This window comes from Panacibacter microcysteis, from assembly GCF_015831355.1.
In the GTDB taxonomy this organism is placed as follows: domain Bacteria; phylum Bacteroidota; class Bacteroidia; order Chitinophagales; family Chitinophagaceae; genus Panacibacter; species Panacibacter microcysteis.
The window spans coordinates 163,769-179,152 of record NZ_JADWYR010000001.1 but is presented as its reverse complement, the minus strand read 5'-3'; the positions used below and the strand labels follow the sequence as shown (position 1 = coordinate 179,152).

12 protein-coding genes are annotated in these 15,384 nt (G+C 42.8%); 5 read left to right on the top strand and 7 right to left on the bottom strand.

Annotation, left to right across the window (positions count from 1 at the left end):
* Positions 1-61: 61 nt before the first annotated feature.
* Positions 62-247 carry a hypothetical protein gene (locus I5907_RS00780; protein WP_196988847.1) on the bottom strand — a complete coding sequence of 62 codons (186 nt, stop codon included), beginning with the start codon at positions 245-247 and terminating at the stop codon, positions 62-64.
* Positions 248-593: 346 nt separating this feature from the next.
* Complete coding sequence (locus tag I5907_RS00775) at positions 594-1,367, bottom strand: Ntn hydrolase family protein (RefSeq protein WP_196988846.1); 774 nt, start codon at positions 1,365-1,367, stop codon at positions 594-596.
* A gap of 148 nt (positions 1,368-1,515) precedes the next feature.
* On the opposite strand from I5907_RS00775, the gene I5907_RS00770 reads away from it, so the two are divergent.
* Positions 1,516-2,919 (top strand): OmpA family protein, encoded by a 1,404-nt coding sequence (locus I5907_RS00770; RefSeq protein ID WP_196988845.1) that lies wholly within the window; start codon positions 1,516-1,518, stop codon positions 2,917-2,919.
* A 173-nt stretch (positions 2,920-3,092) separates the two neighbouring features.
* Here I5907_RS00770 and I5907_RS00765 read toward each other — a convergent pair whose 3' ends face one another.
* Complete coding sequence (locus tag I5907_RS00765) at positions 3,093-4,121, bottom strand: DUF3500 domain-containing protein (protein WP_196988844.1); 1,029 nt, start codon at positions 4,119-4,121, stop codon at positions 3,093-3,095.
* Positions 4,122-4,212: 91 nt separating this feature from the next.
* On the opposite strand from I5907_RS00765, the gene I5907_RS00760 reads away from it, so the two are divergent.
* The gene (locus I5907_RS00760) at positions 4,213-4,629 is read left to right on the top strand and encodes a cupin domain-containing protein (protein ID WP_196988843.1); all 417 of its coding nucleotides are present in this window, start codon (positions 4,213-4,215) and stop codon (positions 4,627-4,629) included.
* A 115-nt stretch (positions 4,630-4,744) separates the two neighbouring features.
* Complete coding sequence (locus I5907_RS00755; RefSeq protein WP_231401922.1) at positions 4,745-6,073, top strand: C1 family peptidase; 1,329 nt, start codon at positions 4,745-4,747, stop codon at positions 6,071-6,073.
* Positions 6,074-6,673: 600 nt separating this feature from the next.
* Here the strand turns inward: I5907_RS00755 and I5907_RS00750 are convergent.
* From I5907_RS00750 to dnaE, 3 genes are all read right to left on the bottom strand, one after another.
* On the bottom strand, positions 6,674-6,916 hold the full coding sequence (locus I5907_RS00750) for a hypothetical protein (RefSeq protein WP_196988842.1): 243 nt from the start codon (positions 6,914-6,916) through the stop codon (positions 6,674-6,676).
* A gap of 182 nt (positions 6,917-7,098) precedes the next feature.
* Positions 7,099-7,365, bottom strand: coding sequence for a T9SS type A sorting domain-containing protein (locus I5907_RS21980; RefSeq protein ID WP_196988841.1), 267 nt, complete (start codon positions 7,363-7,365; stop codon positions 7,099-7,101).
* Positions 7,366-7,510: 145 nt separating this feature from the next.
* Positions 7,511-11,188, bottom strand: a complete 3,678-nt coding sequence (gene dnaE, locus I5907_RS00740; protein WP_196988840.1) for a DNA polymerase III subunit alpha — start codon at positions 11,186-11,188, stop codon at positions 7,511-7,513.
* 167 nt (positions 11,189-11,355) lie between these two features.
* Here dnaE and I5907_RS00735 point away from each other — a divergent pair, with 167 nt between their 5' ends.
* Positions 11,356-12,033, top strand: a complete 678-nt coding sequence (locus I5907_RS00735) for a C40 family peptidase (protein WP_196988839.1) — start codon at positions 11,356-11,358, stop codon at positions 12,031-12,033.
* A 54-nt stretch (positions 12,034-12,087) separates the two neighbouring features.
* Here the strand turns inward: I5907_RS00735 and I5907_RS00730 are convergent, their stop codons facing one another.
* On the bottom strand, positions 12,088-12,591 hold the full coding sequence (locus I5907_RS00730; RefSeq protein ID WP_196988838.1) for a DinB family protein: 504 nt from the start codon (positions 12,589-12,591) through the stop codon (positions 12,088-12,090).
* 242 nt (positions 12,592-12,833) lie between these two features.
* Here I5907_RS00730 and I5907_RS00725 point away from each other — a divergent pair, with 242 nt between their 5' ends.
* Positions 12,834-15,338: a serine hydrolase gene (locus I5907_RS00725; RefSeq protein ID WP_196988837.1), complete on the top strand. Its 2,505-nt coding sequence runs from the start codon at positions 12,834-12,836 to the stop codon at positions 15,336-15,338.
* The last annotated feature ends 46 nt before the right edge of the window (positions 15,339-15,384 follow it).

Here is a 15,384-nt window from a genome sequence, read left to right as displayed (position 1 = left end):
ATATAAGAGAGCGCAACAGTATGTTGCGCTTTTTTTATTGGTATAACAGGTATATGCAAAATTAGTAATCCATGTTTTCTTTCATCTGCCTGAGCTCGGCAATGCGCTGGTTGAAATCGTATGGTTGTTGTTCAAGTTCTTTGATCTTTTCATCTATGATGAGTAAGGTAAGTTTTCTTGCTGCATTGCCGGTAATCTGGTTGTGTACGCGCAGGCATTGCTGGTATAAGTATTCTGTAAGCTTCATAAAGCAAGCAATTATTGTGTGTAAGAATTCATTTGCAATTAAGCAAATAGGTACGGCTTGTAAAGTACAATAACTTATGAAATTTCTGTAGGACTTGTTCTACAGTTTAAGCTGTTTTTAAAAGGCGGCGGTGAATGGTGAAGGGTGAATGGTGAAGGGGAGAAGGTGGTGGTGAGTTCGCATGGTTTTCATATCACATATCATCTCTAAGCCTCACGTGCCGTATCCTATGGACTAAACTATATACCCTAAACCATCACCTTAAACCTTATTCCATATATCTTAAACCTTATTCGATATACCCTAAACCGTAAACCTTACGTCCTTACCACCCCTCAGCCTTTCTTCAATTATCTTCTTTAATCATAAACAGGGTGATCTGTTTTTTATTGATGGCAGTATTGAATGCGGCGGTGGTATAAAACTGTTTACCGCGAAAATTATTGAGGGTGATGGTTGTATTGTTTGGCCTGATCATAATGGTTTTAAAAGGTTTGCCTGCGGCAAATGATTTGTCTTCATCAATATAACGCTGCATGGCTTTTACAGCCTGCACAGACATTTGTGCGCAGGAACTTTGCGGATCGTAGGGGCCAAAATAAGTTTTAATTTTTTCATGTGTGCATTCCATTATGGTGTCGCTGTCATTAAACCGGATCTCACCATCAGCGGGCGTCCATAATGTAATATGCGGTTTGTTGTTTTCATAACCGGCAAATACAAAAGCGTTATTTTTCAGGCTTGTATTCAGTTGTTTTTCGTAGCGTGTTTTCATAAAATCAACATAGCCTTTTACAGCTTCAGAGAAGGACTGTTTTTTCCGGTGCAGCTTATTATACTCACTGAAGGACGCACTCAGGAAACGGTTGCTATCCAGTATACCGGTACCTTCATAACAAACACTGAAACCTTTTAGTGTATAAATCTTATCGATACTGTCTACCAGGCCGATTGTTTTGTCTTTATCAGTAAGCGTAAGCCTGGAATCTACTGCCAGCATAATTCCATCTTTTCCTGTTGCAACAAGTATTAACGTGCCGTGTACATTGTTGTAGGTGTTCTGCGCCTTTAACCCAATAGAATATATTAGTACTAATACAATGGTGATAGAAAATCGCATGCAGTAATCTTTATACAATATTACATGATGCTTTGTATATGTCCTGGTGATAAATTTCTACAACACCGCGTTGTTTGCAACAGCTCTTGTAATCTGGCATCATGTTTGAATTTCAGGGTTGAAACTAAATATCAATCAACTTTTGTTTATGAAAAACGTAGTTAAAAGAAATGCCATTACAGCTTTGCTTATTGGCATTGGTTTACCAGCCCTATGCCAGCAGGATTCAACTTTAGCAACTGCAACAACCAAAGCTCCTGTTGCAACAGATAACATTAAACCATTTACAGGTACAAAAGGATTCAGAACATTTTCAATTGGTGTAAATGGTGGCTTACTTGCGCCTGTGGCAGGTATTGGTGGCAGCAATGATTTTACCCGGTGGAAAACGGGTTTTGCTTATGGTGCTTACATTAAAAACCAGTTCCGTCATAACCTTGCCCTGCAGTTAGATTTCTTGCGGGGTACAACAGAAGGAGACAATGAAAAGAAACTTGGAAACGGTATGTCTTCCGATAATCCATACAGTTCGTTTAAAACAACACTTGACTGGTCAGCCAGTTTAAGTGGTGTTGTTACGTTGGGAAATATCAACTTTATATCACGTAAAGTTGCTGTTATACCTTACTTGTCTGCCGGTGGTGGTATTGCAGCTTATAAGCCGGAACTTACAAGTAATAACGGACAAACGACAGAGTACAAGGCCAATGGCGAATCCATTAAAGAATTTTTTATACCAGTTGCAGGAGGATTAAAGATCAATGCCGCGCCCGGTTTAAATATCGACCTGGGTTACCGTATGCATTTTCTTGATGGTGATAATTTTGATGGCTATGCAGCAGGACCGGGAAAAGATAAGTTCTCTTACGGTTTTGCAGGCCTTGAGTTTGCAATAGGTAAGAAGAGCGCACCTCAGTTGATGGTAAACAATCCTGTAGCAGCATTACAACAGGATCTGCAGGACCAGAATGCTGCCATGAAGGCGTCGCTTGATGCAAGCATGAGCGCCAACGAGGCTAAACTTGCTGAAGTGAATTCATTGAAAGCAGAGATTGCGAAAATGAAGATGGACTCAGATGGTGATGGTGTAGCTGACATATTTGATAAATGCGCAAACACACCGGCAGGCGAAAAAGTAGATGGCTCAGGCTGTACACTGCCCAAACCGGAAGTGAAAACAGAAACGAAGGTAGTAGTAACGGAAGAAGACAGGCGAATTGTAAGCGATGCGATAAAAAACCTTGAATTTGATTTTGGTAAGGCCACGATACGCGCCAAATCTCATGCAAGCCTCGATAAAGTTGCCGAACTTTTGGTGCAGAAAAACTTTACATTGAAACTGGCAGGCCATACAGATAATGTAGGTTCAGAATCTGCAAACCTTAAGTTGTCTAAAGACCGCGCTGAAAGTGTAAAAGCTTACCTGGTTTCAAAAGGTGCTAACCCTTCAAGGATTGAAGCAACAGGTTACGGCGAAAGCCAGCCAATAGCATCTAACAAAACAGACTCTGGCAGGCAGCAGAACAGAAGGGTTGAGTTTACACTGTTTTAAGTAAAATACAATAACCAATCATAAATGAAAAGATGTATCCATACAGGTACATCTTTTTTTATGTGTTGTTTACATGCAGCAAGACTGTAGCCGCGAACAAAAGCTGCATTGCATCCTGCAGTACAAGTGAGTGACACAACAGGAGCCCAATGCTTATTCAAATGCCGGTAACATCATTTTTGTGTATGCTCAGCCTCGTAATGTTGTATTAATGCATCGCCACCAAAATCATTTTTCAGATCCCTGATAACCGTGTGCACATGGTTGCCGTTGTTTTGCGTATTATCGTATTCGATAATGAGGGTATTGCTTTTAATGCGGTAATATTTCGGGTGGCCTGCACCATTCTCCGTACTGCCGGCCCATGCAAAGATCAGTTTATCAAAACCAGCCTGCTCTATTTCATGCATCATTTTTGTTGCGAAAAGGTGTGTGTAGCGTTGTATGTACACGCTGAGCAACTGCATAAAGATCTTTTGCTGTGCAGGATTGAGGTCGTGATAAGCAATGCCTTCATTGCTTTCGAGCATAGCCTTGCGTTGGTTGGTAGTAAGAATATCTGCAGGCGCTTCTTTATTATAAATCGCTTGTTGCTTTTGCTTTTCATCAAGCGCATTTATGAGTTCGAGCCCAAGCTGTGTTTCATCTTTTAATATTTCCTGTCCTTTTTGCGGGCCGCTTAATACCACCGCCGGGTTAGCACCGAAAAAGCCCGGTGTTACAGCCACCAGTTTTCCCGAAGCGGCGGAAAAACTTAACGACAAATGATGGCCGTCAATACGCCAGCCCCAGGTGTTTTCAGACGATGGTTCATTGAAGATCGTTATGAAATATTTCCCGGTATCGCGGTGATGATCGTCTTCCTTTCTCTGCTCTACGGCCTTCAATATTTTTTCAAGACTTATGATTGCTGTTGCCTTAGTATAACCATTTTTACTCAAAGCGGTTTTCATCAAAACTGCTGCAGCATTGCGTTGTGCAGTATTCATTTCGCTCAGTTTTAAACCTTTGCGATCATCTTTCGGAACATAATACCAGGCGTATCGCTCTTCGTTGTTGTATGGGTAAATGATCTTTTCTTTTTGTTGCGGCGTAAGCAGTTTAAGCAGTTGCTGCGCTGCCTTAAGCATATCATTTTCCTGTGCAAATATTTGTATGCTTGTAAACAACAACAGGATTGTGAGTTTGAGGCGGAAGGTCATACGGCAAACATTTGTACGAATGTAGCTGTATTTAAAAATACCCGCCTGTATTATCGGCGTGGCTGCTTATTTTAGTAGAAACCTTTTCAACATGCTGATGCTCCGTATTGCAGCCTTTATGCTGCTGGGCTTACAAACTGCCCATGCACAATACAACAGTTCTATTACCGTGCAGCCCGTGCTGAAAGCCGATACCAATGCTATTGGCCAGAAAATTATGTATCCCCATGTGCCCGATGCAGAAGTAACCATACTCAAAATAACAATGGAACCCGGGAAAACAACAGGCTGGCACAAGCACGAAATACCAGTGTTTGCTTACGTACTCGAAGGCGAGATAACTGTAGAGATAGATAGCAACAAAACAACGGTATACGGCCCGGGATCGGCCATAGCGGAAACAAGAAATGTGTACCACCGCGGTATAAACTATGGCAAGGTAAATGTTGTATTACTGGCATTCTATATCGGGGCGAAGAACAAAAAACTGTCTATACCGAAAGAATAACATTCGTTATTGCGCCACATTAAAATCACACAAAACGGGTTAAGAAACACCCAATACCAGGTGCCTTGGTATTGCGGGCACAAACAACTTTTCTAAGTTGCTGAAAATTTTTTATATGAAGCAATTGCTGTGCGCCGTCTCGTTTTTAGCTGTGCTGCATGCCACAGCGCAGGATGTGGTAGATTACCGCTACGCGCAAAGTGCGGTGCGTAACCAGAAAGGCCGTGGTACCTGTACTGCGTTCTCCATCTGTGCCGCACTGGAAACCTTTCCCGGTGTACCAGGTGATTTAAGCGAACAATACCTCTTTGCAAAAGCCAAGTTTGGAAGGCTCATGGATAAAGACACGGCAAGCATGGCTGATAACGAAATGCTGGAATACTACCTCGACATACTGGAAAAAAATGGCGTTATCACAGAATCGAAAATGCCGTATGATACCAATGCTGTAACCTTTACCAACGACAGGGATGTCTTTACCCAATTTTCAGATGTTACAAAAGGTTCACGTATTTACGACATGCTTACCTTCTACAATGTTACTTACCGGATTGCCAAAGATTCATACGCTTTTTATGCCGGTGACGATGCAAAGGATACAGAGCGCATCAAGTATTGGCTACGCAACGGTATCAAAGGCATACCGGTAAGTTATCATATTAATTCTGCAGCATGGTTCTCTCTGAGTAGTGATGCGCCGCTTATAACGCCTGACAGCATTGCGGCCATTGAATTGTATGGTGATACCATGTCTTACACCGCGGCAAAAAATGCGCAGCCAGACATCATTAGTAAAATACGTAACAACGAAGTTGGCCTCGTGCCGTTGTGGTCAAACGGTGTATTGGATGGTGGCCATGCAGTAACCATTGTGGGTTATAACCAGGATGGTTTTATCATCAAGAACTCATGGGGTAAATCCTGGGGAGAGCATGGTTATGCAGTTGTCAGTTACGACTATCACAAACTATGGTGCAAGAAAGCGCTCATTTTTAGCAGGTACAATGTAAACAGCAACTTTAAACCCAAAGCTGGTGAAACCTATGATGCGCAGGACATCTGCCTGAAAACGATGCCTATACTTTCCGCAGAAAATGAACCATTGATCGGGCTCTCGTTTTTGTATGACGGTGATAAACCTGCGCCTGCGTTTAAAAATATTACCATTAAATTTTATAGCACCAGCAGGGCAACCGCGGTGAAAAAACTGGTAGACAAAGCCGGCGTGTTAATTGTGCCCGGTGCTTATAATAATGGCTACTTTACTTTCAAAAAGCTTGATGTTGACTGGAACGATCTGTACAATAACCAGGTTAGTGCAGAAGTAACATTTACGCTTGCCAATGGAAAAGTCCTGACCAACACATACCCCATGCTCGAATGGAAAAACCGCACCCTAAAACCCGGTTACCTCGATGCTTTGAAGATCGATGGTGATATGTAGCATTACGCGCTATATTTTAATTGTATAAGTTATGTACCCTGCGGCAGTGCAGGTGGCATCGCCTGTTGCGTCGCACTCTTGTACGGTTGAATATATTGCAGCACGCATAACCTCATCTGCGTGTTGCTGTAGTTACATAGAATCAACTTTGGGCAACGCTGCCACGACTGACTTTTTTACCGGCATATAGCTATGGTTGCGCTGCCACTGGTGGTTGAATGGTGTGGCGGCAGATCATGAACGTTTCCGCATTGTTGCTTTAAAGGCTTGTGTGTTGGCTAAGGATGCTGCGAAGACTGAATTAATACTTGAGTTTTGATGGATTTTGTTTCGTGCCCCAAAAGAGCAAAATTTCTATTTGTTTTTTCCTGGGCTTATAATGATAAATTAACTGCGTGTGTTTATCCAGGATACCTATTCTTACATTCTTTCTTTTAAGTGAAGGGCGACACATTTCAGGATAACGTTTTAGCAGCAATAACATTTCTTCTGTACGGGTTACAAATTTTTCAACTTCTTTCTCCGACCATGCCTGCTTCAGATAATCTACTATTTAACTAAAGCTGATTTTAGCGCTGTCTGTCCAGCATATTTCCAGTACTACTTCTTCAGCCATTTCTTATACTTTTTCATTACTTCATCATGCGGCGTAAGTTTACCTGCTTTCATTTCAGCCAAAGATTTATCTATTGCATTTTGCTGCTCTTCACTAATTTCATCCCACCAGTCCTGTTGATCTTTCATAAATGTTTTTACAACAGAAAGAACTGTTCTTTTTTGTTTCTCATTTAATCGCGGCAGGTATTCCGCAATTTCTTTATCGAGTGTTTTAGCGGTATTCATAACCAAAGAATTTCTGATTATTTATTGTAATAACTGATTTGTTTATTTCAAATATACTGAAAACTGCTGAGTGAAATTTTGGATTGGTTTACAAAGGCACAGGATGTTAAACACAAAAGCTGCGCCTCAATCCTGCGCAAACATCAGGTTGATATACTCAGACCAACTGGGGAGAATTTTATTCAGCTTATTCTTATTGCTTTATACTTAGTTGACGATATGCCATTTTTATTTTCTACTCTTATAAAATATGTCCCGCTTTTAAATTCGCTCGTGTTAAGTGGTAATTCCTCTGACATATCGGAAACATTGTATTCTATTTTTGTTATTATTCTGCCAGAAATATCCATTGCTGTGATTTTGTTCTGTCCTGCTACGGTAGGCTTAATATGTAAGATATCTTTTCTTCTATCGGTCGGTGTCCTCACCGACCGAAACTGTACAATCATTCCGGTTTGTGAGGGCACAAACCGGTAGAGCGTTTTTGTTCAATCTACAATCAAACCGTACAAGAGTGCGACGCAACAGAAGCTTAATAGTAGCAATGCTGCCTGGCTCACAAAAACTAAAAAAATTTATACTCGAAACACGTAACTAACCCGCCAGCCCAACGCTTACTTCCACATCAGGGTTGGTCATCAGGTAGCCGGCCATTTCTTCATTCATGGTAAAACCTTTTTCAAGTGTGTACAAAGTAATCTTCAGATTGTCTATAGGGTCGTACACATTGAAACGAAGGGAATGCTTGCCGGGATTTGCTTTTACATTGCTATCTATAAAATCTACAAAATCTTTGGTTACAGAAGCGGGTGTCAGGTTTACTTCCACCTGCCTGGTAAGTACCTGTTTGGCTGTTTCGAGCAACATAATATTGCTTACTTTAAACTCGTATTGGTCGCTGTTGAAACGTTGTTTGAAAAAACCATTGATGAGCAGGTTGTATCCTTTATTGAGGTAATTCTGGAAACGGGTATAGTCGTCGCTCCACAACATGAGCTCAGATTTACCACTGAAATCTTCTATGCTAAGTGCACCAAAGTTCCTGCCCGTTTTAGTAACGCGGTGCTGTGCATCTACTACAAGACCGGCTATGCGGAAACTACGGTTTGCATTGGCTGCAATAAGGGTGGAAGAATCTTTTATTTCATTAAAGTCGGCAAGGTTCATAATGCCGTAATGCTTTAATTCAAACTTGAAGTGATCCAGCGGGTGGCCGCTCATAAACATGCCCGTTACCTCTTTCTCAAAATCGAGTTTTTCGGTAAGCGTCCACTCTTCGCATTGCGGCAGTTTGGGAGTGGCAATTTCTGGCATTACGCTATCGCCAAAAAGGCTGTTAGCGCTTTGGCTTTTGTTTGCCTGGAACACATTGCCAAAGCGGATGATTTTTTCGATACCTGTAAGCGGATCGCCCTGCGATACATAAAAATACTGGGCACGGTGTACATCTTTGAAACAATCGAAAGCACCTGCATATGCAAGGCTCTCCAAAGATTTTTTGTTTACGGTACGCTGGTTAACGCGCCTGATAAGATCGAAGATATCTTTGTAGGGGCCATTTTTTGCACGCTCTTCTATAAGGCTTTCGATGGCTGCTTCACCTACGCCCTTCAAACCCCCGAGGCCAAAACGTATTTCTCCTTTTTGGTTTACGGCAAAGCCTTTCAGCGATTCGTTGATGTCAGGACCAAGTACTTTTAAACCCATACGTTTACACTCTTCCATAAAGAAGGTGATCTTTTCTATGGCACCGGCATGGTTTAGTACTGCAGCCATATATTCACTTGGGTAATGAGCTTTGAGATAGCCGGTCTGGTAGGCCACAAAGCCGTAACAGGTAGAGTGCGATTTATTGAAGGCATACTGTGCAAACGCTTCCCAGTCTGTCCATACTTTTTCAAGTACGTTCTTATCGTGGCCTTTGGCAACGGCGCCATCCATAAACTTGCCTTTCATTTTGTCGAGCGTTTTACGGTCTTTCTTTCCCATTGCTTTGCGCAATACATCGGCATCGCCTTTGGTAAAGCCTGCAATGCTCTGGCTAAGCAGCATCACCTGTTCCTGGTAAACAGTAATACCGTAAGTTTCTTCCAGGTACTCTTTCATGTCGGCAATGTCATACACCACTGCTTCACGGCCATGTTTACGCGCAACATACTGCGGTATGTAAGCCATCGGCCCCGGGCGATACAGGGCATTCATGGCAATAAGGTCGGCGAATTTATCGGGTTTTAATTCACGCAGGTATTTCTGCATACCGGGGCTTTCAAACTGGAATGTGCCATTCGTTTCCCCGCGCTGGTATAGGAGAAATGTTTTCTCATCATCCAGCGGTATATTGTCAAGGTCGATTTTAACGCCGTGGTTTTTGTTAATCAGCTCCAATGCCGTTTTTAAAATAGACAACGTCTTTAAACCAAGAAAGTCCATTTTTATTACACCGGCTTCTTCAATAACGCTGCCTTCTATCTGGGTTACCCACAGGTCAGAATCTTTTGCAGTGGCAACAGGTATCAGTTCGGTAAGATCCCTTGGTGCAATGATGATGCCCGCTGCATGTATACCGGTATTTCGTACAGAACCTTCCAGGCGTTCTGCTTCGCGCAGTACCTGTCCGCGAATATCGTCACCTTTGTATATCTCACGGAGGCGTTTAATATTTTCCAACTCTTCGCCTCCATAGCCTTCTTTGTCTTCCAGCGATTTTTGACCTTCTTTAGCTTCTTTGGAAGTCATGGGTGCGGTGAGTACGCGGCCCAGGTCTGTACCCGGCCTGTCGGGCACCATCTTGGCCAGTGCATTGCTTTCGCTCAGGGGCAGATCCATTACACGCGCCACGTCTTTTATACTCATTTTGGCGGCCATGGTACCATAGGTAATGATCTGCGCTACCTGGTTCTTCCCGTATTTATCCACCACGTAATTGATTACACGCTGGCGGCCGTCATCATCAAAATCCGTATCTATATCCGGCATTGACTTACGATCCGGGTTCAGGAAACGCTCAAACAGCAGGTTATACTTAATGGGATCTATATTGGTTATACCAATACAATATGCAACGGCACTGCCTGCTGCAGAACCACGGCCGGGGCCCACAAATACACCCATGTCCCGGCCGGCTTTTATAAAGTCGCTTACAATTAAAAAATAACCGGCAAAGCCCATTGTTTTAATGGTAAACAATTCAAAGTCGAGCCTTTCGCTTATCTCTTCAGTTATTTCTCCGTACCGCTGCCTGGCCCCTTCGTAAGTTAAGTGGTGCAGGTAGTTCCATTGGTTTAGATTGCTGTCGTCTGTGGTTTGAAATTCTTTTGGGATAGGAAAGGCGGGCAGCAGAATGTCTTTTTTCAGGTTGAGTACCTCCACCTTATCAACGATGGCTTGTGTATTTTCAAGCGATTGTGGCACATCACTGAATAGCTGCGCCATTTCATCCTGCGTTTTAAAATAAAACTGGTCATTGGGAAATTTGAAACGACGGTTCTTAACATTAGCGTCGTCGTTTACAAAATCATCAAAACCCGGTGTGCTTTGTTTTTCACCGGTATTGATGCACAGCAGGATATCATGGGCGTTATAATCATCTTTATCTGTGTAGTGGCTGTCATTGGTGGCAATGGCAGGCACATTGTACTTTTTGGCAAACTTCAGCAAAGTAGCATTGATCAGTTCCTGTTCCTTGATCTGGTGGCGTTGTAATTCTATATAATAATCATCGCCAAACATATCCAGCCACCATTTAAATTCTTTTTCTGCTGCTGCTTCCCCATCGTGTAAAATGGTTTGCGGCACATAGGCTCCAATGCAACAGGTAGTGGCAATTAAGCCTTCCTTATATTTTTCTATCAGCTCTTTATCTATGCGTGGGTATTTGCTGTACATGCCTTCTATAAAACCCAGGGAGGTAAGCTTTACCAGGTTTTCGTAACCCTTCTTGTTTTTTGCCAGCAATACCTGGTGATAGCGTTCGTCTTTCTGTTCCTTCGAAAATGTTTTCCTGTGCCTGTCTGCCACCACGTAAAACTCGCAGCCGACAATTGGTTTTACAACCGGCTCCAGTATGTCTTTGCCTTCCGGTGTTTTGCCTACAATTTTGGTATTGTTCCATGCCTGCTTTACAAATTCAAAAACGCCAAACATATTGCCGTGGTCTGTAATGGCCAATGCTGGCATACCGAGTTTACCGGCTTTTTTATAGAGGTCACTTATTCCTGCTGCGCCGTCAAGCAGGGAATATTGCGTATGTACGTGTAAGTGTGAAAATTGCATGAGTGTAAGCCGTTTTTTTTCTTCGTTGGTCAGGCGTCAAATTTCGCACTTTATAGCGTGGGGGAAGTGCAAAAAATTTATCCACATCAGGCGTTTTGCACATACGAAGTGTAAAAGTTCTGCACTTTACTTGTGTAAACTGGCCACGAAAACTATATTGCACCGGCATGAAAAGAGTACACTTATTATATCTTCTCTGCGCTATGGCTTGCGTTACCAGTTGTAAGAGTTTTAAAGCGACGACGACCGGCCCTTCTTCAACTGCTCCCAGGCCACGGCAAACCAGTAATAGTGCTGTCTTTATAGACGACATAAGTGTTACACCCGGCGAAAACAGGACATCTGTTACAACAAGTGAGCCCAAAAAGCCGGTGTTCAATAACAGGGTTGTTTCCGCTTCTAATGTAGATATTGAATCTGTACAGGGGGTACAGATCAGGTATGCTACCATGCTGGATGTACCCGTGGAGGCCCTTACCAATGTGCCTCTTTTGCAGGATTTGGATTATTGGTGGGGTACCAGGTATTGCATGGGTGGTTCCACACAAAATTGTATAGACTGCTCCGCATTTACACAAACTGTTATCAAAGATGTATATGCCGTGCAATTGCCCAGGACAGCAGAGGAACAATACAATGCGTCCACACCCATCGACTATGTCGATCTCAGAGAAGGTGATCTTGTTTTTTTTCAAACTTATGGCAGAACCATTTCTCATGTGGGGGTCTATATAGCCAACAATAAATTTGCCCATGCTTCTACCAGTGGCGGTGTTATGATCAGCGATCTGAATGAAGAGTATTGGAAAAAAAGATATCGTGCTGCGGGCAGGGTTACAAAATAGTTTTAGGGCTGACGGTACATTAAAAAAGGTTGCTGTGTAAGCAACCTTTTGTTTTTAAAAATCGTTTTCGTCTGCGCTTGGCCCATAACTGCCCGGTATTGGTATATTCAACAGCCGCAGGTAAACACCCAGTTGTGCCCTGTGGTGTATTGTTTGGCTAAACGACATACGTATTACTTCATATTTCGAAGACACGCTGTGAATTTTGTCTCCTGTTCTCAACGTCCAGTCTGGCAGAAGATCTTCTTCTTTTGCATTTTCAAGCGCAGCCCTTCCTTCTGCGTACGATTTTTCATAAAGCGCCAGTATATCTTCAGTGGTTGTAACTTCTGCAGGTGTGTAATCCATTCCTGCAAAATCAAGTTCTGTAGTGTTCAGTACCATGGCAGACCACGAGGGCAGTTCCGCAATATGTGTGGCAAGATTTTGCATACTCATACTTTTTTCATGCGGTTTCCAGCCAAACTTATCGGCGGGTACACGTTGTAACATTTTTCTTGTTGTTGCAGCTTCCTGCTCCATTTCTTTCAGCAGCAGGTTAATAATTGATAGTGCCATAAAGTGTGTTTTGTTTAATTGATATAACAAAGTAAACAACGTTGTATGACAGCCCTATGTCAACAGTATTTTTTACGTTGGAATTTTCTATGTACCCGGCAGCAGCAATGCTATTAAGCTTCCGTTGCGTCGCACTCTTGTACTGTATATCATTATGCAGCTGCGCCGGGTGGCATCAGCGCAGTTTACATGCAGAGATATTATTTATATAAAATATCTTTAGTATAAATCAACTGCATTTTATGAAAGCAGCTTCTCTGTTTATGTGTCTTTTTTTCTTTATGGCTGGTCATGCGCAAATATCTGAAACCGCAACACAACTGGATGACGTACTAACGTTGTTGTACAAGACAGATCGCTTTAATGGTACTGTACTATATGCCGAGAAAGGTAAAGTAGTGTATAAAAAAGCGTTTGGCATTACCGACTGCAGAACTGCGGAAATGCTTACCACAAAATCATCATTCAACCTCGCATCTGTAACCAAGCAATTTATATGTGTGGGCATATTAGTGCTCCAGGAAAAAGGCTTGCTGAACATAGATGATAATATAAAAAAATATATACCTGAATTGCCATACGACAGCATCAGTATCCGCAATCTTATGACCCACACTTCCGGTCTGCCTGAATATTTCGACCTCTTTCAGCGCTACCGCGGAACACTGGATACACTCACCAATGACATGTTGATAAAGCTTTTTGCGCAGCATAAGCCTGCACCTGCATTCCGGGCTGGCACCGGTTGGAGTTACTGCAATACAAACTATGTATTGCTGGCAAGCATTATTGAACGCGTAAGTGGCGAAGCGATTAAAGATTTTATATCAGTTAATATAACAACACCGCTGGGCATGCATGATACCTATGTGTACACTAATCTTATGCGTACCATACCCGCCAATCACGTTGCAGGTTTTACGCAGGTAAATGGTATAAAAAAACTGCATGACCTTACCAACCTCGATGGCGTTGTGGGCGATGGTAACTTATACAGTTCTGTAGAAGATTTGTATAAATGGGAGCAATCTTTTTACACCGGGCGGCTGCTAAAAAAGCATACAATACAGCAGTTGTTTGAGCCGGTAACGCTAACGGCAGATTCCACATATCCTTATGGCTTTGGCTGGTTTATAGATAGTGCAGGTTTGTACCAGCATACCGGTGGCTGGGCGGGTTTCAGAAATATTATCTGCAGGGATGTAAACAATAACCGTACGCTCATAATACTTAGCAGTGGTGATAATGCAAGTGCCATCCAGGCAGGTAAACAGGTGTTTATTCAACGGCCTTATATGGTGCAGCCAATTACGCTTGTTACAAATGTGCGGCTGATAGATGGAACCGGCACTCCTGCACGCAACGCTGCTGTTAGAATAGAGGGTGACAGGATTGTTGCTGTGGGTAGTTTGAAACCGTTCGCGAATGAAACAGTAATAGATGGAAAGGGCAAAATACTGGCACCGGGTTTTATAGATACGCATAGCCACCTGGAAGGCTCCTTGAAAGAATCACCTGATGCGGTTGCTGCGCTTAACCAGGGTATAACAACTATTGTGGGCGGGCAAGACGGGGAAGGTGATATGATTGAGGAAATAAAAAAAACACTCCATGAAAGACCTGCGGCTATAAATGTTGCTACCTACACCGGGCATACCACTATAAGAGAAAAGGTGTTGGGGCCAACACAATTAAGCAGAACAGCTACAGCAGCAGAAATCGTGCAGATGCAACAACTGCTGCAGGAAGAATTAAGCAAAGGTTCTTTAGGTCTTTCTTCAGGCCTGGAATATGAAGGTGCTTTTTACAGTAACCGGAATGAAGTGATAGAACTCGCCAAAACAACTGCTGCCGCAAAAGGCAGGTATATCAGCCATATACGCAGCGAGGATATTACGATGGCCGATGCAATTGACGAGATCATTACCATTGGCCGGGAGGCAAACTTACCTGTACAAATATCGCACATAAAAATAGCGCTGAAAGACGACTGGGGAACAGCCGGCAACCTGCTGGCTCAGTTACAACTGGCAAGGGCAAATGGTATTGACATTACAGCAGACTGCTATCCCTATAATTTCTGGAACAGTACTTTGCGTGTATTGTTCCCCAAAAAAGATTTTACCAGCATGGCTGGGGCAAAGTATGCTACCGATCATTTATTCGATGCAGACGGCTCTGTACTGGTAAGGTTTGCACCAGACAGCACCTATAAAAACAAAACGATTGCAGCAATTGCAGCAATACGCAATGAAACGCCTGCCCAAACTTTATTGTATCTGGTTGATGCTGCTGAAAAATATGAACAGCAACACCCGGGTGAAAATGCGGAGACGGTAATGGGCAAAGCCATGAGCGATGATGATATTACACCATTTCTTTCCTGGCAGCATTCCAACATTTGTTCTGATGGCGCCATCGGGGGGCACCCGCGTGCATTTGGTGCGTTTACAAAACTATTGGGATATTATGTGCGTGAAAAAAAGATCATGCCGCTGGAGACCGCCATTAATAAAATGACCGCACTGGCTGCTGAGCATGTTGGTATAAAAGAACGGGGTATTATAGCGCCCGGTTTTTATGCAGACCTTGTTTTGTTTGATGCTGATTCAGTAAAAGATCGTGCAGGTATAAAAAATCCTGCTGCTCTTTCTGATGGCATTATAAATGTTTGGGTAAATGGCGTTTTGGTATATGATCATCAGCAGTCAACAAAGAAATATCCGGGTGTATTTGTGGAACGTTAAAAGACTTTTGTTGTACGAATATATTGCAGTTTATAGCATAGCCTTT

Excerpts from the sequence above, each read along its gene's own strand:
- I5907_RS00760 (WP_196988843.1), top strand. The coding sequence starts at position 4,213 with ATGCTGATGCTCCGTATTGCAGCCTTTATGCTGCTGGGCTTACAAACT.
- I5907_RS00725 (WP_196988837.1), top strand. The coding sequence starts at position 12,834 with ATGAAAGCAGCTTCTCTGTTTATGTGTCTTTTTTTCTTTATGGCTGGT.
- I5907_RS00780 (WP_196988847.1), bottom strand. The coding sequence starts at position 247 with ATGAAGCTTACAGAATACTTATACCAGCAATGCCTGCGCGTACACAAC.
- I5907_RS00770 (WP_196988845.1), top strand. The coding sequence starts at position 1,516 with ATGAAAAACGTAGTTAAAAGAAATGCCATTACAGCTTTGCTTATTGGC.
- I5907_RS00730 (WP_196988838.1), bottom strand. The coding sequence starts at position 12,591 with ATGGCACTATCAATTATTAACCTGCTGCTGAAAGAAATGGAGCAGGAA.
- I5907_RS00765 (WP_196988844.1), bottom strand. The coding sequence starts at position 4,121 with ATGACCTTCCGCCTCAAACTCACAATCCTGTTGTTGTTTACAAGCATA.
- I5907_RS21980 (WP_196988841.1), bottom strand. The coding sequence starts at position 7,365 with ATGATTGTACAGTTTCGGTCGGTGAGGACACCGACCGATAGAAGAAAA.
- I5907_RS00735 (WP_196988839.1), top strand. The coding sequence starts at position 11,356 with ATGAAAAGAGTACACTTATTATATCTTCTCTGCGCTATGGCTTGCGTT.
- I5907_RS00755 (WP_231401922.1), top strand. The coding sequence starts at position 4,745 with ATGAAGCAATTGCTGTGCGCCGTCTCGTTTTTAGCTGTGCTGCATGCC.
- I5907_RS00750 (WP_196988842.1), bottom strand. The coding sequence starts at position 6,916 with ATGAATACCGCTAAAACACTCGATAAAGAAATTGCGGAATACCTGCCG.
- dnaE (WP_196988840.1), bottom strand. The coding sequence starts at position 11,188 with ATGCAATTTTCACACTTACACGTACATACGCAATATTCCCTGCTTGAC.
- I5907_RS00775 (WP_196988846.1), bottom strand. The coding sequence starts at position 1,367 with ATGCGATTTTCTATCACCATTGTATTAGTACTAATATATTCTATTGGG.